Source organism: Stenotrophomonas sp. YJH_SMC_43 (assembly GCF_059372535.1).
In genome coordinates this window covers 472,127-492,279 of sequence record NZ_JCAFVQ010000002.1, presented here as the reverse complement: position 1 = coordinate 492,279, position 20,153 = coordinate 472,127, and the positions used below count along the sequence as shown (strand labels likewise).

The following is a 20,153-nucleotide window of genomic DNA, read 5'->3' as shown; positions in this document are numbered from 1 at the left end:
AATGGGGGCACTTGCCACGCTGCTGTGGCTGGCCAATGTGGTACTCGATACCGGTGGCCAGCTCGCCTTCAAGGCCGCCGCCAGCGATCCGCAGGAAGGCGAAGGACTGAAACGCTGGAAACACATGCTCAGCCGCCCCTGGCTGTGGATCGGCATCGCCTGCTACGTGCTTGAGTTTGTCGCCTGGATCGCGTTCCTATCGCTGGTGCCGTTGTCCAAGGGCGTGCTGCTCGGCTCGATCAACATCGTCGCGCTGATGATCGCCGGCCGTTTCCTGTTCCGCGAGAAACTCACGCCGCTGCGGGTGACCGGCATGTTGCTGGTCACGGCGGGCGTGGCGGTGGTGGGGGCCGGCTCATGAGGCGCCTGTATGTCATCGGCTTCCCGCTGCTGATGTCCTTCGACACGCTGGCCCAGCTGTGCTTCAAGTACGCCGGCGATGCCGCGCTGCCGGTCGAGGCCAACACTGCGTGGCTGCTGCGCGTGCTGTCGCAGCCGTGGGTGTACGGCGCCATCCTCGGCTACGTGGGTGCGTTCTTCACCTGGATGAGCCTGCTGCGGCATGCGCCGATCGGCCCCGCATTCGCCGCCTCGCACCTGGAAGTGATCAGCGTGCTGCTGCTGTCGGCGTGGTTGTTGAACGAGCCGCTGACGCTGCACCATCTGCTCGGTGCGGTGTTGATCGTGGCCGGCATCGTCTGCCTCGGCCGCGCGGAAGCCGACGACCCGCACAGCCCCGCCGAAAGCGCCGCGTGAGCACCCTGCGATGAGCCTGTTCGCGCGCGAACTGCCACCGACGGCTGGCCTGCCGATGCAGGCCAGCGATTTCCTGCCCGGTGGTGGCGACCTGCGCGCGATCCTGGCCAGTCAGCTCGGCACACCGCCGCTGCAGTTGACCTGTTCCGGCACACACGCGCTGCTGATCGCGCTGCGTACGCTGCGCAAGCGTGCGCCCAAGCGCGACACCGTGATCCTGCCGGCCTATACCTGCCCGCTGGTGCCGATCGCGGTGCACAGCCTGGGCCTGCGCGTGCAGCTGTGCGATACCCGCCACGGCCATTTCGACTTCGACCCCGGCCAGCTCAAGCGCCTGGCCGACGCACGCACGCTGGCGATCCTGCCCACCCACCTGGGCGGGCGCATCGCCGATGTCGAGCTGGCCTGCGAGGTTGCGCGCGGCGCTGGCGCCTGGGTGATCGAGGATGCCGCGCAGGCGCTCGGTGCACGGGTCGGCAGCAGCAGTGTCGGCCTGCGTGGCGATATCGGATTCTTCAGCCTGGCCGCCGGCAAGGGCCTGAGCCTGCACGAAGGCGGCCTGCTGGTCAGCCGCGATGACGAGCTGCGTGCCGCGCTGGCCGGACATGCCGCCGAACAGGTGCGTTCCAGCCTGCGCTGGGAACTGCTGCGCAGTCTGCAGCTGCTTGGCCTGGCCGCCTGCTATCGGCCATCGCTGTTGTCGTTGGTGTACGGCAATCCGCTGCGCAGTGCGTTGCAGCGTGGCGACCTGGAAGAAGCGGTCGGTGACATTTTCCCGCTGCAGATTCCGCAGCACCGGGTCAGCCAGTGGCGGCAGAACATCGGTGCCCGTGCCGCGCGGCGCCTGCCGGCCTTCCTGCAGGCAGGGCGCCTGCGTGCATTGCAGCTGCGCGTGCAGCTGGCACAGCTGCCAGCCGTTGAGGTGGTCGACGGCCTTGCCGGTAGCGGTGGCACCTGGCCGATGCTGATGCTGCTGCTGCCCAGCCAGCGCGCCCGCGATGCCGTATTGAAAGACCTGTGGCCACGCGGGCTCGGCGCCAGCCGCATGTTCATCCATGCCCTGCCCGACTACGCGTACCTGCGCGGCATCGTGCCGCAGGACGACATGCCCAACGCACGCGACTTCGCCGCACGCATGCTTACCCTTGGCAACAGTGCCTGGCAGACCCGTGAAGAGACGGCCGAAATACTGCAGGTGCTGGCCCGCGCGTGACTTCAAGGCGCACGGATGGACTGCACCTCACGCATTCATCCATGCACCTTCCTGAACGCTTTCCCAGCCCGTCAATGAAGCCTTTCAACAGGAAAGGAACGAGAAAGGCGGCCTGCCTACATTGAGTCTGCCCCGGCATCGGGCCGGGCGTTTCTTTCATCGACGGACCTGCCCATGCACTGGAGCATCCTGTGTGACTTCGATGGCACCATCAGCCTCGAAGATGTCATCGACTCGCTGCTGGAAAAGTACGGCCAGCCGGGCTGGCAGGAACTGGAAGACCAATGGAAGGCTGGAAAGATCGGCTCGCGTGAATGCATGCAGGGCCAGGTGCGGCTGCTGAAGCTGGACCCGGCCACGCTCGATGCGCACCTGGACCAGGTGCAGATCGATCCGGGCTTCGTCGCCTTCGTCGCCCGCGCCGAGCAGCTGGGCGTGCCGCTGCGCATCGTCAGCGACGGCCTGGATTATGCGATCCACCGCATCCTCGCCAACCATGGCCTGTCGCGACTGCCGGTGGTGGCCAACCACCTGCGCTGGTGCGGGGACCACTGGGAACTGGAATCGCCCTACCAGGCCGAAGGCTGCCGCAGTGGCACCTGCAAATGCACCTGCGCCGCGCAGGCGCGCGCCAACGAAGCACCGCGCGTGCTGATGATCGGTGACGGCAGCTCGGATTTCTGCGTATCCGAAGATGCCGACTTCGTGTTCGCCAAGCGCCGCCTGATCACCCATTGCGCCAATGCCGGCATCGGGCATGCCGCCATCGCTACCTTCCACGATGCAATCGCGCTGTTGCCGCGCCTGCTCGATGGCAGCCTGCTGCAGCCACGCCGCATCGACGCAAGCCCGCAGCCCACCGCACTGCCCCTGCTGCTGGCCACCGCCTGAGCACGCCCCCGCCACCTCTTTCGAACGTCCTTCACGGAACCGAACTGCATGAACATTTTTGACAAGAACGCCGACGCCGCTGCCTCCGACGCGCAGCTGCTGGCCGACGAAGCCCGCTACAGCTCCTTCGGCGACACCGTCCACTACGTCGACCCGCCGAAGATCTTCCAGCGCGGCGAAGGCAGCTACATGTTCGACGGTGCGGGCGTGCCCTACCTCGACCTGCAGATGTGGTACTCGGCCTGCAACTTCGGCTACAGCAACAAGCGCCTGAACGACGCGCTGAAGGACCAGATCGACACCCTGCCGCAGGTCGCCAGCCAGTACCTGCACCCGACCCGCGTGCAGCTGGCCAAGACCATTGCCGTGGACATGCACGAGAAGTTCGGCCTCGACGGCCGCGTGCACTTCAACGTCGGCGGCGCGCAGGCCATTGAAGACTCGCTGAAGATCGTGCGCAACGCGCGCGGCGGCAAGAGCCTGATGTTCGCCTTCGAAGGCGGCTACCACGGCCGCACCCTGGGTGCGTCTTCGATCACCTCCAGCTACCGCTACCGCCGCCGCTACGGCCACTTCGGCGAGCGTGCGATGTTCATCCCGTTCCCGTACCCCTTCCGTCGCCCGAAGGGCATGACCCCGGACGAGTATTCCGACCACTGCGTGTGGCAGTTCGAGCGCCTGTTCGAAAGCGAGTACAACGGCGTGTGGGATCCCAAGGTCGGCCAGGCCGAGTACGCCGCGTTCTACGTTGAGCCGATCCAGGGCACCGGCGGCTACGTCATTCCGCCGCGCAACTTCTTCACCGGCCTCAAGCGCGTGCTGGACAAGTACGGCATCCTGATGGTCGTCGATGAAATCCAGATGGGCTTCTGGCGCACCGGCAAGCTGTGGTCGATCGAGCACTTCGGTGTCACCCCGGACGTGCTGGTGTTCGGCAAGGCGCTGACCAACGGCCTGAACCCGCTGTCGGGCCTGTGGGCTCGCGAAGAGCTGATCAACCCGACCGTGTTCCCGCCGGGCTCCACCCATTCCACCTTCAACTCCAACCCGCTGGGCACCCGCCTGGGCCTGGAAGTGCTGAAGCTGGGCAAGGAAATGGACTACGAGCGCACCGTGCCGGAGAAGGGCGCGTACTTCCTCGACGGCCTGCGTGGCCTGCAGAAGCGCCACCCGGAAATCGGCGACGTCGACGGCCTGGGCCTGGCCCTGCGCGCGGAAATCTGCCAGGCCGACGGCTACACCCCGAACAAGGAACTGCTGGACCGCATGGTCGACATCGGCCTGGCCGGTGACCTGCTGCACGACGGCAAGCGCATGGGCCTCGTGCTCGACGTGGGTGGCTGGTACAAGAACGTGATCACCTTTGCGCCGTCTCTGGACATCAGCTACGAAGAAATCGACCTGGCGATCACCCTGCTCGACCAGGCGCTGACCAAGGCCAAGGGCTGAGGTCGATGCGCTGCCGGTTCCCGTGCCGATGGAGATGACGTCACGCGCATCCAGCACCGCGCTGGAACCGGCCGCGCTGCTGGAGGGCTTCCTGGCCCACCCGCCGCTCGGATTCGAGGCAGGCCGCCTTCCCAGCGGCCTGCCGTCCTTCCGTGCACCGCTGGACCTGACCACGACGATGGACGACGAACTGCGCGGCAGGCTGCTCGGCCTCCCGCTGTCGCGCCTGTGGCGGCCGTGGATCACCTGGAAGACCCGCTTCGTCGGTGCCACCAGCACCGAGTACACCCCGCTGCCGGCACACGTCGCGCCGGAGGCGCTGGCCGAGGACGTGACGCGTCACGCGATCGGCGATACCCGGCTGCTGGTGGTCAAGGACCTGGCGATCGATTCACCACTGCTGGACGACGCGGCCAACGCGCACAGCGCTGCCTTCCTGCAGGCATTGCTGGCGCGCGGCTTCGTTGAACTGGAAGGCATGCCGCTGGCCTGGGTGGCGATCGATTTCGATTCGATCGACGGCTATCTCGGCCGCCTGTCGTCCTCGCGCCGCAAGAACATCCGGCGCAAGCTGCGCTCGCGCGACGACCTGCAGATCGACTGCATCGCCACCGGTGATCCGGCCCTGGCCGACCCACGGCTGCAGGCCGAACTGCATGCGCTGTACCTGGGTGTGTATGCGCAGAGCGCGGTGCACTTCGACCAGCTCGGCCTGCCCTACTTCCAGCATCTGCTGGCCGACAGCCAGAGCCAGGGACGGATGTTCCTGTACCGCCACCAGGGCCAGCTGATCGGCTGGAACCTGTGCTACGTGCATGCCGGCAAGCTGGTGGACAAGTACATCGGCCTGGCTTACCCGCAGTCGCGCGAGCACAACCTGTACGCGGTCAGCTGGATGCACAACCTCGAGTACGCCCTGCAGCACGGCCTGAGCCACTACGTGGCTGGCTGGACCGACTCGCGGATCAAGGCCGAGCTGGGGGCCCGCTTCACCTCCACCCGGCACGCGATCCATGCCCGTTCCCCGCTGCTGCGTGCCGCCCTGCGCCGGCTGGCCCCGTACCTGCAGGGCGAACCTGATGGAGGCGGCTGAGCGATGCTGGTGCGTTCCCCGCTGATCCTGGACCTGGACGGTGGCGTGCTGCCACTGCCCCAAGCGCAGACCCTGTCCCTGCCGCAGTGGCACGACACGCTGCGATTCGCCTGCAGCAACGGCACCCTGGATCGCTTCAGCACCGAGGTGCTTGCGCCGCTGCCGGCCCTGCTCGGCACAGTGATGCTCGGCAGTGGTGACTTCCATCACCTCAGCCTGCCGCTGCTGCGCCGCATGCGCGCGCAGGCGCCGTTCCAGCTGGTGGTGCTGGACAACCATCCGGACAACATGCGATTCCCGTTCGGCATGCATTGCGGGTCGTGGGTCAACGCCGCCAGCAAGCTGCCGCAGATCTCGCACATCCACGTGCTCGGCATCACCTCCAGCGACATCGGCCTCGGCCATGCCTGGGAGAACCACTGGCGTCCGCTGATGGGCGGTCGCCTGACCTACTGGTGCATGGACGTGGATGTCGGCTGGGGCCATCGCCTCGGCATGGGCCATGCCTTCCGCCGTTTCGAGCATCCCGAGGCCCTGGTCGCCACGTTCGCCGCCGAGCAGGCCAAGTCGCCGCAGCCGACCTATCTGTCGATCGACAAGGACGTGTTCGCCGGAGACGTGGCCCGCAGCAACTGGGACCAGGGCCGCTTCCAGCTGGAACACGCGCTGGTGGTGATCGAAGCACTGCGCGCCGGCGGCCTGGTCGGCAGTGACATCACCGGCGAAGTGTCGTTGGCCAACTACCAGAGCCGCTTCAAGCGCTGGCTGTCGTCGCTGGATGGCCAGCCGGACGTCAGCGCCGATGATCTTCCTGCCTGGCAGGCCCGGCACCAGCAGGTGAACCGCGAACTGCTGGCGGCAATGGCCGCCGTGCCGACGGCCTGCTGACCACTGTCCGGCAATGCCAACCAAGGTTGGCAACTACCAGAGCCGGGTAGAGCCGAGCCCACGCTCGGCTGGCGCCTTCTGTAGAGTCAAGCCATGCTCGACTGCGGGCACCGCGAACAGCAGCCGAGCATGGCTCGGCTCTACACTGGGTTCCCACCTCGGAGCCCTCGCCATGCCCCAGACCGTCATCCCGCAACTGCGCATGCGCCATGCCGACACCACCCTGCCGTTCTACGTGCAGGGGCTGGGTTTCGTGGTCGACTGGGAACATCGCTTCGAACCCGGCTTCCCGCTGTTCGCCCAGCTCACCCGCGACGGCCAGACGATCTTCCTCACCGAACACAGCGGCGACTGCGAGGTCGGCGGCGCGGTGTACTTCATCGTCGACGATGTTGACAGCCTGCACCGCGCCTTCAGCGCGGCCAACGTGCCGATCGAGCAGCCCCCGCATGACACCGAATGGGGCAGCCGCGAAATGCTGCTGCGCGACCCGGACGACAACCGGTTGCGCTTCGCCACACGCGTGGACTGAACGACGCCGGGTTGAGATGAATATACGAAACATATGCGCTTCGTATATTGAACCCTCCAGGACCGCCCATGGGCATCGTCAACATCGATGACACCCTGCACGACCAGCTGCGCCGTGCCTGCACCGTTTCCAGCCGTTCGATCAACGCCCAGGCCAACTTCTGGATCCGGGTCGGCATGCTGTGCGAGCTGAACCCTACGCTGAGTTTCCAGGACATCGTCGCCAGCGAGCTGCGCGCGGCCGGCGTGCAGCCACCGTTGCTGCCCCCGGGCCAGGTCTGAGCCGATGGGCATCATCAAGCGCCCCGACGAGATCGCGCTGATGGCCGAATCGGGTCGCCTGCTGGCGCAGGTGTTCGCCGCACTCGACCAGCTGCCGCTGCAGGGCCGCAGCACGATGGAGATCAACGATTTCGTCGAACGCATGATCGTCGATGAGCTGCAGGCGCGGCCGGCCAGCAAGGGCCAGTACGGCTTCCCGTACGTGCTCAATACCTCGATCGACAACGTCATCTGCCACGGCGTGCCCAGCACCACCGACGTGCTGCACAACGGTCAGATCGTCAACCTCGACATCACCCTGGAGAAGAACGGCTACATCGCCGACTCCAGCACCACCTACCTGGTCGGTGAGGTCGACTACGCCGCGCGCCGGCTGGTGCAGACCACCTACCAGGCGATGTGGAAAGGCATCGCCGCGGTGCGCCCCGGCGCACGCCTGGGCGACATCGGCCACGCCATCGCCCGCCACGCGCGCAGCCACGGCTACAGCGTAGTGAAGGAATACTGCGGCCATGGCATCGGCCAGGAAATGCACGAGGAACCGCAGATCCTGCACTACGGCCATCCCCACACCGGCATGGTGCTGGAAGAAGGCATGGTGTTCACCATCGAGCCGATGCTCAACCAGGGCAAGCCGGCCATCCGCCAGCAGCCGGACGCATGGCCGGTCTACACGCGCGACGGCAAGCTGTCGGCGCAGTTCGAACACACCGTGGCAGTCACCCGCAGCGGCGTGCGCGTACTGACCCTGCGCCCCGGCGAGACGCCGTTATGCGCGGTGGATGGCGCCTAGAGTGGCCGTTGCTGCATCCCGGCGTCCTCGTGCACGGTGCGCTTGCGCGCCGTCAGCGGCTCGCGCACCCGATGTGCCACATAGCCGACGCTGGCTGCGAGAATGAAGGTGTAACCAAGGAGCTCGGTGGTCTCCTCGATGGTGTTCTTGAACACACGGATGTACTGATCACCCAACAGTCCGGTCCACAACGACGTCATGCCGATCAGGCGCGAATAGAACAGCAGCAGGACCAGACCAATCGTCATCACGGTACCCGGCCGGGATACGAGAAAACGCACCAGCGCCTGCATGGCCCGGCGCCAGTCGCGGCTGGCCCAGGCCAGTGAGCCGATGATCAGCACACCCACCGGATACTTCCAGAAACCGTGTGCGATCAGGTCCAGCGCCTCATCCATCTCACGCAGGAGCATGCAGGCGAACAGCGCTGCCGCCAGCACGGCAAAGGCCCGATCATCGGCACGCCGCAACGCAAGCCGGACGAAGGCAGCCACGCTGGCGACCAGGAAGCCTTCCTGGGTCAGTTCGACCAGCGACCACTCGCCGACGGCATTGCCCAGCCAATGGATGTCGAGCCAGGCCAACGCAGGCGGAAGCGCCATCATCAGGCCGAACAGGGAGGTGCGCCCCAGGTGGGACAGGAGCAGCTGTAGATTGTCTTTCATGCAACACCGATGCCGCACCGTGGCGGTCGTACAACGAGAACACAGGCGACCGGGGGGCTGCCGAACAACGGCATGCGCGGCGGGGTCGCGACCAGGCGCGCATTATCCGCGCTGTATCCGGCCACGTGAACCGTATCGGTGGAACACATACGCAACACCGGCGTGCGTCACGCACTCATGGCGATAAAGGACGCAACAGCAGCAGCGTGGCCAGGCAGAACATGAAAACCGCCACGCCGGCGTCCAGCATCCGCCAGGCGCCCGGTCTGCGGAACACCGGCTGCAACAGGCGCGCGCCATAACCAAGAGAACAGAACCAGGCCACGCTGGCGACGCACGCACCGGCGGCAAAGGCCCAGCGCAGATCGCCCGGGTAGCGCGTGGACAGACTGCCCAGCAGTACCACCGTATCCAGATAGACGTGCGGGTTGAGCAGGGTGAAGGCCAGGCAGGTCAGCAGCACCTGGCGCCCACTGCCGCCCTGCGCCTCGGCGGCGGCCAGCGCACTGCCACCGCGCCACGCGCGCAATCCCGCCTGCAGGCCATACCAGAGCAGGAAGGCCGCACCACCGAAACGCAGCACCTGCAGCAGCAGCGGCCACTGCAGCACCAGCGCCCCCATGCCGCCGACACCGGCCAGTATCAGCGCGATGTCCGCACCGGCGCAGGCCAGCACCACCCTCCCCACATGACGCTGCTGCAGACCCTGGCGCAGCACGAAGGCGTTCTGCGCGCCGATGGCGATGATCAGGCCGGCACCTGCGAACAGGCCGGCGGCGGTAGCGGCGATCCACATCAGGACAGGCCAGGCAGCGGGGGGACGCGCAGGGTGCGGCCAACGGACACGTTAAGACAAACTGATTATTCTTTATCCTGTGCAGAAATACTGAAGAGGTGCTGGTGGACCTGGTACATCCGCAACTGTCCGCATTTGCCGCAGTGCTGGAAGAAGGCAGCTTCGAGGCTGCGGCGCGCCGGCTGTCGATCAGTCCGTCGGCACTGTCGCAGCGGATCAAGGCCCTGGAGGACCGGCTTGGCCAGGTGCTGGTGGTGCGCCAGGCACCGTGCCGGCCCACCGCCGCCGGTGAGGCACTGCTGCGCCGCGTCCGGCCGATGCAGGCACTGGAGGCCGAGGCAGTGGCCGAACTGCTGCCCGAACGCGGCAGCGACGCCGCACGTACGCCGATCCCCTTGGCGGTCAACGACGACTCGCTCGATACCTGGTTCGTGCCGGCCATCGCCGACCTGCACCAGCGCCATGGCTACCTGTTCGACCTGCGCATGGACGACCAGGACCACACCCTGCAGCTGCTGCGCGACGGCAGTGTGCTGGGTGCAGTGACCGCCGAAGGACAGCCGGTGAAGGGCTGCAACGTACACCCGCTCGGCGCGATGCGCTACCACGCCATCGCCTCGCCCGGCTTCGCCCGCCAGTACTTCAGTGACGGCATGCAGGCCGCGGCCCTGGCGCACGCCCCCATGTTGGTGTTCAACCGCAAGGATGAACTGCAATGGCGCTTCGTGCGACGCCTGACCCGCGCGCGGCTGCAGCCACCGCTACACTACCTGCCTTCCTCCACCGGTTTCGTCGAAGCCGCCGCGTGCGGACTCGGCTGGGGCATGGCCCCGGAAACGCTGGTCGCACCCGCCGTGCGCGCCGGCCGCGTGGTGGTACTGGAACCCCGCCGCTGGCTCGATGTGCCGCTGTACTGGCAGCATGCCGCCGTGCGTTCAAGCACGCTGCAGCACATCACCCAGGCGCTGCGCACTGCGGCCAGCGGCACCCTTCGTTGAGGACAATCCGATGACCGCAGACCCGGGCTTCACGCCGCGCGCACTACCGTTTGCGCACTTCTTTACCACTGGGACGGCATGGGCGTGATCGGCCGACGTACAAGGATGCACCGCGCGAAGGCCGCGCTGGCGCTGGCGCTGGCGACCTGCCTGCCATTCGCTGCGTCCGCGCAGAACAACACCGACGCACCTGCCTTGGACTGGGAACAGGCGCGGCAACGCCTGGAGCAGGTCTCCGATGCACTGGCGGCCGCTGATGCAGCGGTACGCAACAAGCAGGACCTGCAGGACGCCACCCGCCTGCTGCGCCTGCCGGAGATCACTGGCGAAGTGCGCCGCCTGCAGTTCCAGAAGACCCTCACCCTGCCGCTGGGCTCGCTGGCCCCCGTGGCTGAAGCCTTCGGCATCGATTCGCCGCTGTCGTTCACCGAGCGCGACTGGCGTACCCGGCCCGTGGTCACTGCGGTGCTGCCGTTGTACACCGGCGGCGTGATTCCGGCCGCGCAACGTGCCGCCAGCGCCGCCCACGAACAGGCCAGCGCCGAGCGCGAAGCACAGCGCCAGTCGCTGACCGTGCAGCTGGCCCAGGCCTATTTCGGCCAGCGTCTGGCCGAGCAGGCGGTGGACGTGCGCCGCGATGTGCGTGATGGCCTCAACCGCCACCTGTCGGATGCGGAAAAGCTGGAACGCGAGGGCTTCGCCACCCGCGCGCAGCGCCTGCAGGCCACCGTGGCCCGCGACAAGGCCGAACGCGAGTACCAGAAGACGGTGAACGATCTGGCCACGCTGAAGGCCGCGCTGTCCACGCTCCTGCGCAGTGGCGGCGAGGTACAGCCGGTGTCGCCGCTGTTCGTGCAGCGCGTGCCGCTGGAACCGGTCGCCAGCTTCGAGCGCACTGCGCAGGCGCGCCAGCCGCAGATCGCACGCCTGCGGGCGATGGTGGCGCAGGCCGAACAGGGCGTGCGCGTGCAGCAGGCCAAGCTGAAGCCGCAGATCTTCGCCTTCGGCCAGTACGACTTCCGCCGCCGCGACGAGATGCTGACCGATCCGGACTGGGCGTTTGGCATCGGCCTGAAGTACACCTTCCTGTCGCCGAACTCGCGGCCGGCGCAGATCAGCGCCGCACGTGCGCAGCAGGAGCAGGCCGAAGCCGGCCTGCGCGAGGCCGAAAACCAGGTCGCACTGGGCGTGCGCAAGGCCTGGAACGAACTGGAAACCGCGCGGCAGCAGTTCGTACTGCTCGACAGCAGCATCGCCCAGGCACAGGAAAACCTGCGCCTGCAGGAGCTGGCGTTCCGCGAAGGCCAGGCGACTTCGCTTGATGTAATCGACGCGCGGCTCGGCCTGGGCGGTGCCCGTGTCGAGCGTGCGCAGGCCGCCTACCAATACGATATTGCGCTGGCACAGTTGCTGGAGGTCAGTGGACAGATGGACCGTTTCGAAGAGTTCCGGCGGCGTGCGGACGAGGTGATCGACCATGAGTGATGTGCTGCACGACGAAGCGAAAACGCCCCCCGGCAAGCGCCGCTTGGGCCCGATCCTGATAGTGGTGCTGCTGATCGTGGTGGTGCTCGGCCTGTGGCTGGCCTGGCGCAGCCCGGCCGACCAGATCCAGGGCATGGCCGATGCGGACACCATCAACGTGGCCGCCAAGATCACCGCGCGCGTGGCCGAACTGAAGGTGCGCGAGGGCGACCGCGTACAGCCCGGCCAGGTGCTGTTCCTGCTCAACAGCCCCGAAGTGGCCGCCAAGGAACAGCAGGCGCACGGCGCATTGGCCGCCGCGCAGGCGGTGGCCGACAAGGCCGACGAAGGCGCGCGCAGCGAGGACATCCGCGCCGCCGAAGCGAACTGGAAGCGCGCCGAAGCCGGTGCGACGCTGGCCGAGGCCACCTACCAGCGCGTGCAGAACCTGTTCAACGAAGGGGTGATGACCCGGCAGAAGCGCGATGAAGCGCATGCCCAGGCCACCAGTTCGCGCGAACTGGCCCGTGCTGCCCGCGCGCAGTACGACATGGCGTTGGCCGGCGCGCGCGAGCAGGACAAGCGCGCCGCGCAGGGCCAGGTGCAGCAGGCACAGGGCGCGGTGGCCGAAGTCAACGCCGCGCGTGTCGAAGTCGAAGGGCGCGCGCCGGTGGCCGGCGAGATCAACAAGCGCATGGCCGACCCCGGCGAACTGGTGCCGGCCGGCTACCCGGTGTTCACCCTGGTCGACATCGACCGCATGTGGGTGGCGATGAACCTGCGCGAATCGCAGATGCAGGGTCTGAAGGTCGGCAGCAAGCTGAAGGGCAACGTGCCGGCACTCGGCCAGGACGGTGAGTTCGAGGTCTACTTCATCAACCCGGCCGGCGACTATGCAACCTGGCGCACCACCCGTCAGTCGTCCGGCTACGACGTCCGCAGCTTCGAGGTGCGGGTGCGCCCGGTACGCCGCATCGAGGGCTTCCGCCCCGGCATGAGCGTGCTGTTCGCATGGCCCCAGCACTGAGCCCCGACCGCAACGGCTTCGCCGCTTCGTGGCGGCGCGAGCTGCAGTCGCTGCGCGGCAACCGTGCCGACCTGCTGCTGGTGACCCTGCTGCCCCTGCTGATGCTGGCGGTGATGGCGTGGATGTTCACGCCGTCGGTGATGCGCGATATCCCCATTGCTGTGGTCGACCTCGACCACAGCAGTGACAGCCGCCTGCTGCTGCGCATGCTCGATGCCAGCCCCGGCGTGCGCATCGCCAGCCAGCCCGTGGACATGGAAGACGCCCGTTCGCAGCTGCGCCGCCTGGATGTGTTCGCCATCGTACTGGTGCCGCGTGATGTCACCCGACAGGCGTTGCGTGGACGGCAGGGCACGGTGTTCGCCTATTACAACGCCACCTACATGACCACTGGCCAGTCGGCGGCGCGCGATATCGGCGACGCCGTCTCGGCCTGGAACGCGCGCCTGCTGCGCGAGCACATCGGCCTGCAGGTCGGCCCGGGCAAGCTGCGTGCGGCGCCGATCGCGGTGCAGTCGGACATCCTGTACAACCCGGCACGCAGCTACGAACTGTTCCTGCTGCCACTGATCTTCCCGGCGGTGCTGTCGCTGGTACTGGCGCTGGCCGTAGCCGGCAGCCTTGGCCGCGAGATCCGCGACGGCACCCTGCCCGCCTGGCTGGGTCGCATGCCGTGGTCGGCGATTGCCGGCAAGGTCGCGCCGTACATCCTGCTGTTCTCGTTGTATGGCGCGCTCGGCATTGGGTACCTGGCCTGGATGCGCGGCGATGGCGTGGCCGGCAGCGTGCTCGTGCTGCTGCTCGCACAGCCACTGTTCTGCTTGGCCACGGCCGCCTACGCGTTGTTCTTCGTCGGCGTCACCCGCGACATGGGTACCGCGCTGTCCGCGGTCGGCCTCAGCATCGGCACCGCACTGGCGTTCTCCAGCGCCACCTTCCCGGTGCTGGATGGCCCCCTGTTCACCCGTATCTGGCATCAGTTGCTGCCACTCAGCGCCTACATCAAGCTGCAGACCCAGCAGCAGTTCATCGGTTCGCCGCTGCAGGTTTCGATATGGCCGCTGACCACGCTGTTGTTGATGACGATGGTGGCCGGTGGCATCGGCGGCCTGCGCCTGATCGCCTTTGCGCGTACGCCTGAAGCCGCGCAGCCTGCGGGAGCCGACGCATGAGCGCACTCTGGCGCAGCCTCCGGCAGACGCTGATGGCAGTGCTGTGCGACCGCTACGCGATCGTGGTGATGGTCGGCGCGGTGATCCTGTACTCGTTCTTCTACCCGGCCGCGTACCGCCACCAGGTGGCCGGCAACCTGCCGGTGCTGGTGGTGGACGAAGACCACAGCGCGACCAGCCGCGCGCTGCTGCGAAAGCTCGATGCACTCCGCGTTGCACGCGTGGTCGGGCAACCGGCAGACATCGACAGTGCACGCCAGCAGCTGGAAGCCGGCCACGCCGAGGGCATCGTACTGATCCCGGCCAACCTGGAACGCGACATCCTGCGCGGCCATCCGGCCAAGCTGGTGTTGCTCGGCAACGGCGCCTACCTGGGCCGTGCCAGCTGGGTGCTGGGCAGCGTGGCCGATGCACTGGGCGCGTTCGGGCGTGAGGCGGTAGTCGGCCAGGCGGCCTTCATGGGCGCACCGCAGGCACCGCCGGTCACCCTGGTGCAGCGCCCGCTGTACAACACGCAGGAAGGCTATGGCAGCGCCATCGTGCCCGGCGTGGCCGAGCTGATCGTTCACCAGACCCTGTTGATGGGCATCGGCGTGCTGCTCGGTGGCCGCCGACTCGCGCTGGGCCGGCGCCTGCGCTTCGACCTGCCAACGCTGGCGGGCATGGCATTGGGCTTCAGCCTGATCGGCCTGTTCGGTCTGTTCTGGTACGCCGGCTTCACCGCGTGGGTGCAGGACTATCCGCGCGGTGGCAATCCACTGGGCCAGTTATTGGGCGGCACGCTGTTCATCGCCGCCACGGTGGCGTTCGGCCTGTTCGTCGGCAGCTTCTTCCGCACCCGCGAACGCGCCTTCCAGTACATCATCGCCACCTCGATCCCACTGTTCTTCCTGGCCAACCTGTCGTGGCCGGCGGTGATGACGCCGCAACCGCTGGTCTGGCTGGCGCAGCTGCTGCCGACCACCTCGGGCATCAACCTGATGGTGCGCCTGAACCAGATGGACGCCCGCCTGGCTGAAGTCGGCCACGAACTGATCACTCTCACCGTCCTGCTGCTGCTCTACGGCAGCCTCGCCGCCTGGCGCCTCCTCGAAAAAAAGGGGACGAAGGGGATTGAGTCGTAAACGGCAAGGTCGGGGGATGCGGCTCAATCCCCTCCGCCCCCTTTTCAGGGGTCGGGCGCGTACCAGAACGGGATGCGGTACTCGCGGCGTCGCTCCGGGCCGCGCTCGCCCCCTTCGGCATTCCAGACCAGGCTCAGGTCATGGCGACCCGGTGCCAGCGTCGCCATGGGCAGATAGCCCACCAGGCCACGCATGTCGAGATCGCGGCGCTCCATCGGCATGAAGTCGTGCAGGTCAACCGGCGTGCCATCCAGCTGCACCCGCCACAACCGGGACAGGCACTCCACCGCTGCGCTGGCAGCCTTTGCGCCAGTCGCTTCATTGCGTGCGGCGGGCAAGGCGGTGCAGTGCTGGCGCGCCAGCGGGTTGTCGCGCTGGGGGCGGTGTGGAATGAACACACGCAGGCGTGAACCACTGATAGTGTCCGACGGGATCATCGGGTACGGCAGCAGCTGATCGTGCGCCGAACGCATCGATTCGTAATGCGCGCTCAACATGCCGTGTTCGACGGCCTCGTCGGTCATCACCTGGTAGCGGTTGAACAGCGAGAACTTCACCGAACCCAGCACCTGCACCCCGCCCAGCACCATGGCCACCATCACCGCCAGCAGATAGACCGCCATGAACGAACGCGAGCGCAGGTTGCTCTGCAGGGTCAACTGCATGGTCTGCATCAGGCGCAGCAGGGGAATCCGTTGCAGGCCCGCCAGGAAGCGCTGCAGCCACCGCTGCAGGCCGTCATAGGGCTGGTCGCGCCGCTGCCGGCGCGCAATGACACGCTCCAGCAGTGCAGGAACCAGTGCGAGTACAAGCAGGCTGGCCAGCACGGTACCGACCACGATCATGGCCACACGATCGGAACCGCCGGCAAGCGCACTGATCGCCATCGCCACGCACAACGTCAGCACGGCCATCACCAGGGTGCCGGCCAGCGTTTGTACTGCCAGCAGCGTGGTGGAGAAGAGCATGGTGGCCAAACGATCAGCGCGTTCGATGCTGCCGTCCAGGCCACCGTCGCGCGCCTTGAGGAAAGCGCGCGATACCGGGCCCATCTGCGGCAGCCGTTCCCAGTCGATGCCCTTGGGAAAGTGCGATTTCAGCCCGATCAGGCCTATCCAGTACCCGCGCACGGTCAGGTGCGCGATCAGCGCTACCGCCAGCACGTAACACATGCCCACGCTGATGCTGAAACCAAACCACAGCACCTGGAAGTACATGCCTTCCGTGTGCAGGCTGCTGCGCGCCCACGCATCGAACAGGTACCCAGGCACCGCCAACAGTGCGAACGCCAGCAGGCCGGAAATGAACAGTTCCAACTCATCGGTACGCTCGCGCAGCCGACCGAAGCGGGTGCTCGCCTCGGGTCCGGGCTCGCGGTCGGCAACCGGCACGTGCGACTCTGCGACGGGCAATTCGTTCACAGGGCATTCATCCTTGGAGGTCGGCGCAGTATAGGCGCGACACAGCGGCCGGCGATACGGGGCCCCACAACGAGGAACGCCGGCACGGGGCCGGCGTTCGAGGAACTGCGTTGCGGAAGGGGGATTACGCTGTTGGCATCATCGGTCAGCGGTAAACGCGCTCGCAGCGGCGTTCGACCACGCGGTCGCCGTTCTTCTGCTGGCTGTTGCCCTGGATCTGGCGGCCGGCCGCACCACCGGCCACGGCACCGGCCACGGTGGCCAGCTTCTTGCCGTTGCCACCGCCCACCTGGTTGCCCAGCAGGCCACCAATCACGGCGCCAGTGGCGGTACCGGCGATGCGGTTGGGATCGCGCGAATTACGCTGCACTTCCACGTTCTTGCAGACCACGCGGCTGCCGTCATTGAACTTGCGTCCCTCATCGCGCGGCCCATAGGTCTGCGCGCCGGCCACCGACGAAGCCGCCAGCAGGGTGCCCAGCACAAGCAATCGGGTCGAGGTCTTCATGGCCATCTCCTGAGTTCCGGTATGGCACCAGTGTCCTCCCGCGGTTGGCAACCGGAAGTGAAATGCGCGTGTCCGCCACTTCATCGGCCATCGCACGTTCAGGAAGAAAATCCGCGCCCATCGCGACCAGCCGTCGCGATGGGCGCCGTCTCCCTGCCGGCATTGCCCTCTGCTAGAACTCTTCCCAACCACCCGCATTGGCGGCCAGCGTCGGCTCAAGCCGCGGCGACAGCACCGCAGGCCGGCGTACCGGCGCAACCGATGCCGCCACGGCTGCCAGCGCCGGGCGTACTGCGGCGGCGGCGGTCACCGCCCCCGTGCGGAAAACCGACACGGCTTCGGCCAGCAGGTTCGCCTGCTCCTCCATCGAGCGCGCTGCGGCACTGGCTTCTTCGACCAGCGCGGCATTCTGCTGGGTGGTCTCATCCATCTGCACCACCGCCTGGTTGACCTGTTCGATGCCCGAGCTCTGCTCCTGGGAGGCAGCAGAGATATCGGCCATGATGTCGGTCACGCGCTGCACCGAGGCCACGATCTCGCCCATCGTGGTGCCGGCCTGGCGGACCAGCGCCGAGCCATCGGCGACCTTGCCGACCGAATCCTCGATCAGGCCCTTGATCTCCTTGGCCGCGCCCGCCGAGCGCTGCGCCAGCGTACGCACTTCGCTGGCCACCACGGCAAAGCCCCTGCCCTGTTCCCCGGCACGCGCAGCTTCGACCGCCGCGTTCAGCGCGAGGATATTGGTCTGGAAGGCGATGCCATCGATGACCGAGATGATCTCGGCGATCTTCTTCGACGCGGCTTCGATGGCCGACATCGTGGTGACCACCTGCCCGACCACTTCACCGCCCTGCGAGGCAACACCATGCGCGCCGATGGCCAGCTGGTTGGCCTGGCGTGCGTGCTCGGCGTTCTGCTTCACGGTAGAGGTCAGTTCCTCCATCGACGCTGCCGTTTCTTCCAGGTTCGCCGCCTGCTGTTCGGTACGCCGCGACAGGTCGGTGTTGCCCGAGGCGATCTCGCCCGCTGCCAGGTTGATGCTGGAAGCACTGGCCTGGATACGGCCCACGATCTGCTTGAGCTGATCGACGGTGGCGTTGCAGTCATCACGCATGCGCGCGAACACGCCGTGGAAATCCCCCTGCATGCGCACGGTCAGGTCGCCGCGCGAGATGGCCTGCAGCAGGGTCGAGACCTGCACCAAGTTCTCGTCGGTGGTCTGCATCAGGCGATTGAGCCCTGCCACCATGTCGCGGAAATCGTAGGCGAAGCGATCTTCATCACCGCGCAGGCTGAAGTCGCCTGCCGCGGCCGCCGTCGCCAGCCGGCGGATCTCGCTGTTGATCGCCGACAGGCTGGACTTGGTTTCGTCCATCGCCTGGGTGATCGCCGCCTTCTCGCCGGGCAGCGGGTCCATGTCCACCGACAGATCGCCGTGTGCGTAGTGCTTCATCACCTCGATCAGCCGGTTCTGTACCTGCACGTGCGATCCAACCAGCGCATTGGTCTCATGCACCATGCGCCCGTAGTCGCCGGGGAATGCGCTCTCGTCCATGCGGTAGCTGAGACTGCCGGCATCGTGCTGGCGTGCCAGCTCGCCCTGCGCCGCCATCACCGACTGCAGCTGTGCCTGCATGCGCTGCATCGACTTCAGCAGCTGGGTCACCTCGTCGTTGCCGGTGGCGTCGATGCTGCTGTCCAGGCGGCCACTGGCGATGCCGTCGGCCAGCTTCACCGCGCCTTCCAGCGGACGGGTCAGGCTGCGGGTGATCGCCCAGGCCGCCAACGTACCCAGCAGCAGGCTCAGTGCCCCGAACGCGATCGACAGCGTGCCGGTCCACGATTCGGTTGCGCGGTACTCTTCGCGGCTGCGTTCGGTCAGTGTTTCCTGGTGGCGCAGCAGGGCCGAGATGGATTCATTCCAGGCCGTTGCCAGACCGTGCTCGGCCAGCAGCTCCTTCGCTGCCCCATCAAAATCCCCCACCTTCATGCGCTCATGCAGTTGCTGGGTTGATGCATCGGTGGCCTTTCGTGCCGCCTCGATGCGCGCGACCAGGGTATCGCCGGTGGCGTCACGCGGAATCTTGATGTACTTGGCCCAGATACCGTCATAGGTCCGCGACAACTCCTGGGCACGCTGGTAATCCCTGTCGAACTCATCACCCCGCTTGATCACCATCAGGCGGCGATGCATCAGCACCGCGTTGTTGGTATCAAGCATGTCATTCAACAAACGCATCTTGACCATGTTGACGTCCACCACTTTCTCGAACTGGGCGGATTTCAGCTGATTCCCATACAGCACCAGGCCAACGATGGCCATGATGAACAGCAGCAGCAGACCGAAGCCGGCGCCAAGCCGGGATCCCACACGGAGATTACGTAAGGCAAGCATCTCAATTCCCTTGATCGTGGCCGTACGTTCGATGGCGGCGCAGCGAAGGGAAACTTTACGGGACTTTATATATGGACCGATCCAAATATATGGAACTGTGCAGGCAGTCAGAAAACAAGGCGGCAGATAATGGCGCCATATCATTATTGAATACCGCTGACACGCCAGCGCCCGATGAAAATCACGCAGGTTTAACACCATAATCATGCCAGCTCCATCCGAAGCGGCCCTGGATTATCTGCGCCGGACACAACCGCCGCCCGGGAGGGCTACAGTCTGCAGATGACACGGATCCTGCACATCGAAGGCGCGTCCATCAACGACATCGCCAGCCTCTACGTGGAAATCAATCGCGTGTTCATGGCCGACGAAGACTGGCAACTGGGCGCAAGCCTGGATGCGCTTGATGACCTGCTTCACGGCGGCTACGGCGCTCTCGCAGGCCATGCCATCGCCACGGTGGTGTGGCGTGACTTCGCCCACAGCCGCGATGCACTGGGCCGCGAGACCACGCGCGCCTGGCTGCAATCGAAACTCGCTCAGGGCGGCAGGTTCAACGGTGCGGCCATCCACGCTCAGTTGACGGCACTGGCGCTTGGCCAGGGACAGACCTACTTCGAGATCGTCATGGAGATCTTCGGCAGCCATCCGCAGATCACCCTGGTGCCTGGCTGAGCGGGCTGCAGC

21 protein-coding genes are annotated in these 20,153 nt (G+C 66.6%); 16 read left to right on the top strand and 5 right to left on the bottom strand.

Going from position 1 to position 20,153, the window contains the following annotated elements; genetic code table 11:
* Position 1 precedes the first annotated feature (1 nt).
* The 10 genes from AC5QAH_RS08600 to map all read left to right on the top strand — a co-directional run bounded on the left by AC5QAH_RS08600 (position 2) and on the right by map (position 7,896).
* Positions 2 to 361 carry an EamA family transporter gene (locus tag AC5QAH_RS08600; RefSeq protein ID WP_191850950.1) on the top strand — a complete coding sequence of 120 codons (360 nt, stop codon included), beginning with the start codon at positions 2 to 4 and terminating at the stop codon, positions 359 to 361.
* Entirely contained in the window at positions 358 to 756 is a 399-nt protein-coding gene (locus tag AC5QAH_RS08595) for a DMT family transporter (protein WP_010483185.1), read from the top strand. The genes AC5QAH_RS08600 and AC5QAH_RS08595 overlap by 4 nt, the downstream gene beginning before the upstream one ends.
* A 10-nt stretch (positions 757 to 766) precedes the next feature.
* A complete protein-coding gene (locus AC5QAH_RS08590; RefSeq protein WP_049482763.1) occupies positions 767 to 1,969 on the top strand; it encodes a DegT/DnrJ/EryC1/StrS family aminotransferase in 1,203 nt (400 codons plus the stop codon).
* 174 nt (positions 1,970 to 2,143) lie between these two features.
* Complete coding sequence (locus AC5QAH_RS08585) at positions 2,144 to 2,860, top strand: MtnX-like HAD-IB family phosphatase (RefSeq protein ID WP_049455638.1); 717 nt, start codon at positions 2,144 to 2,146, stop codon at positions 2,858 to 2,860.
* 48 nt (positions 2,861 to 2,908) lie between these two features.
* Positions 2,909 to 4,309: an aspartate aminotransferase family protein gene (locus tag AC5QAH_RS08580; protein WP_005408663.1), complete on the top strand. Its 1,401-nt coding sequence runs from the start codon at positions 2,909 to 2,911 to the stop codon at positions 4,307 to 4,309.
* Between the two features lie 28 nt (positions 4,310 to 4,337).
* On the top strand, positions 4,338 to 5,402 hold the full coding sequence (locus tag AC5QAH_RS08575) for a GNAT family N-acetyltransferase (RefSeq protein WP_241873791.1): 1,065 nt from the start codon (positions 4,338 to 4,340) through the stop codon (positions 5,400 to 5,402).
* Between the two features lie 3 nt (positions 5,403 to 5,405).
* The gene (locus AC5QAH_RS08570; RefSeq protein WP_010483195.1) at positions 5,406 to 6,290 is read left to right on the top strand and encodes an arginase family protein; all 885 of its coding nucleotides are present in this window, start codon (positions 5,406 to 5,408) and stop codon (positions 6,288 to 6,290) included.
* A gap of 172 nt (positions 6,291 to 6,462) precedes the next feature.
* Positions 6,463 to 6,822 (top strand): bleomycin resistance protein, encoded by a 360-nt coding sequence (locus tag AC5QAH_RS08565; RefSeq protein ID WP_010483197.1) that lies wholly within the window; start codon positions 6,463 to 6,465, stop codon positions 6,820 to 6,822.
* A 68-nt stretch (positions 6,823 to 6,890) separates the two neighbouring features.
* Positions 6,891 to 7,103, top strand: a complete 213-nt coding sequence (locus AC5QAH_RS08560) for a ParD-like family protein (protein ID WP_005412680.1) — start codon at positions 6,891 to 6,893, stop codon at positions 7,101 to 7,103.
* Between the two features lie 10 nt (positions 7,104 to 7,113).
* Complete coding sequence (gene map, locus AC5QAH_RS08555; RefSeq protein WP_029550766.1) at positions 7,114 to 7,896, top strand: type I methionyl aminopeptidase; 783 nt, start codon at positions 7,114 to 7,116, stop codon at positions 7,894 to 7,896.
* Here map and AC5QAH_RS08550 read toward each other — a convergent pair.
* Together AC5QAH_RS08550 and AC5QAH_RS08545 are read right to left on the bottom strand one after the other, a co-directional pair.
* The gene (locus tag AC5QAH_RS08550; protein WP_010483204.1) at positions 7,893 to 8,561 is read right to left on the bottom strand and encodes a hypothetical protein; all 669 of its coding nucleotides are present in this window, start codon (positions 8,559 to 8,561) and stop codon (positions 7,893 to 7,895) included. The genes map and AC5QAH_RS08550 overlap by 4 nt on opposite strands.
* Positions 8,562 to 8,736: 175 nt before the next feature.
* Positions 8,737 to 9,357 carry a LysE/ArgO family amino acid transporter gene (locus tag AC5QAH_RS08545; protein ID WP_019337575.1) on the bottom strand — a complete coding sequence of 207 codons (621 nt, stop codon included), beginning with the start codon at positions 9,355 to 9,357 and terminating at the stop codon, positions 8,737 to 8,739.
* 104 nt (positions 9,358 to 9,461) lie between these two features.
* On the opposite strand from AC5QAH_RS08545, the gene AC5QAH_RS08540 reads away from it, so the two are divergent.
* The 5 genes from AC5QAH_RS08540 (at position 9,462) to AC5QAH_RS08520 (ending at position 15,142) form a co-directional block, all read left to right on the top strand.
* Positions 9,462 to 10,355: a LysR family transcriptional regulator ArgP gene (locus AC5QAH_RS08540; RefSeq protein ID WP_010483208.1), complete on the top strand. Its 894-nt coding sequence runs from the start codon at positions 9,462 to 9,464 to the stop codon at positions 10,353 to 10,355.
* A gap of 78 nt (positions 10,356 to 10,433) precedes the next feature.
* The gene (locus AC5QAH_RS08535; RefSeq protein ID WP_191850942.1) at positions 10,434 to 11,840 is read left to right on the top strand and encodes a TolC family protein; all 1,407 of its coding nucleotides are present in this window, start codon (positions 10,434 to 10,436) and stop codon (positions 11,838 to 11,840) included.
* Positions 11,833 to 12,846: an HlyD family secretion protein gene (locus AC5QAH_RS08530; RefSeq protein ID WP_224329125.1), complete on the top strand. Its 1,014-nt coding sequence runs from the start codon at positions 11,833 to 11,835 to the stop codon at positions 12,844 to 12,846. Before AC5QAH_RS08535 ends, AC5QAH_RS08530 begins: the two co-directional genes overlap by 8 nt.
* Complete coding sequence (locus tag AC5QAH_RS08525) at positions 12,831 to 14,018, top strand: ABC transporter permease (RefSeq protein WP_224329124.1); 1,188 nt, start codon at positions 12,831 to 12,833, stop codon at positions 14,016 to 14,018. The genes AC5QAH_RS08530 and AC5QAH_RS08525 overlap by 16 nt, the downstream gene beginning before the upstream one ends.
* Complete coding sequence (locus AC5QAH_RS08520) at positions 14,015 to 15,142, top strand: ABC transporter permease (RefSeq protein WP_049455632.1); 1,128 nt, start codon at positions 14,015 to 14,017, stop codon at positions 15,140 to 15,142. Before AC5QAH_RS08525 ends, AC5QAH_RS08520 begins: the two co-directional genes overlap by 4 nt.
* A gap of 44 nt (positions 15,143 to 15,186) precedes the next feature.
* Here AC5QAH_RS08520 and AC5QAH_RS08515 read toward each other — a convergent pair whose 3' ends face one another.
* The 3 genes from AC5QAH_RS08515 to AC5QAH_RS08505 form a co-directional block, all read right to left on the bottom strand.
* A complete protein-coding gene (locus AC5QAH_RS08515; protein ID WP_010483218.1) occupies positions 15,187 to 16,563 on the bottom strand; it encodes a hypothetical protein in 1,377 nt (458 codons plus the stop codon).
* Between the two features lie 145 nt (positions 16,564 to 16,708).
* A complete protein-coding gene (locus tag AC5QAH_RS08510) occupies positions 16,709 to 17,077 on the bottom strand; it encodes a glycine zipper 2TM domain-containing protein (RefSeq protein ID WP_005415760.1) in 369 nt (122 codons plus the stop codon).
* 166 nt (positions 17,078 to 17,243) lie between these two features.
* Positions 17,244 to 19,466, bottom strand: a complete 2,223-nt coding sequence (locus AC5QAH_RS08505; RefSeq protein ID WP_495232260.1) for a methyl-accepting chemotaxis protein — start codon at positions 19,464 to 19,466, stop codon at positions 17,244 to 17,246.
* Between the two features lie 282 nt (positions 19,467 to 19,748).
* Here AC5QAH_RS08505 and AC5QAH_RS08500 point away from each other — a divergent pair, with 282 nt between their 5' ends.
* Entirely contained in the window at positions 19,749 to 20,141 is a 393-nt protein-coding gene (locus AC5QAH_RS08500) for a barstar family protein (RefSeq protein ID WP_241888520.1), read from the top strand.
* The last annotated feature ends 12 nt before the right edge of the window (positions 20,142 to 20,153 follow it).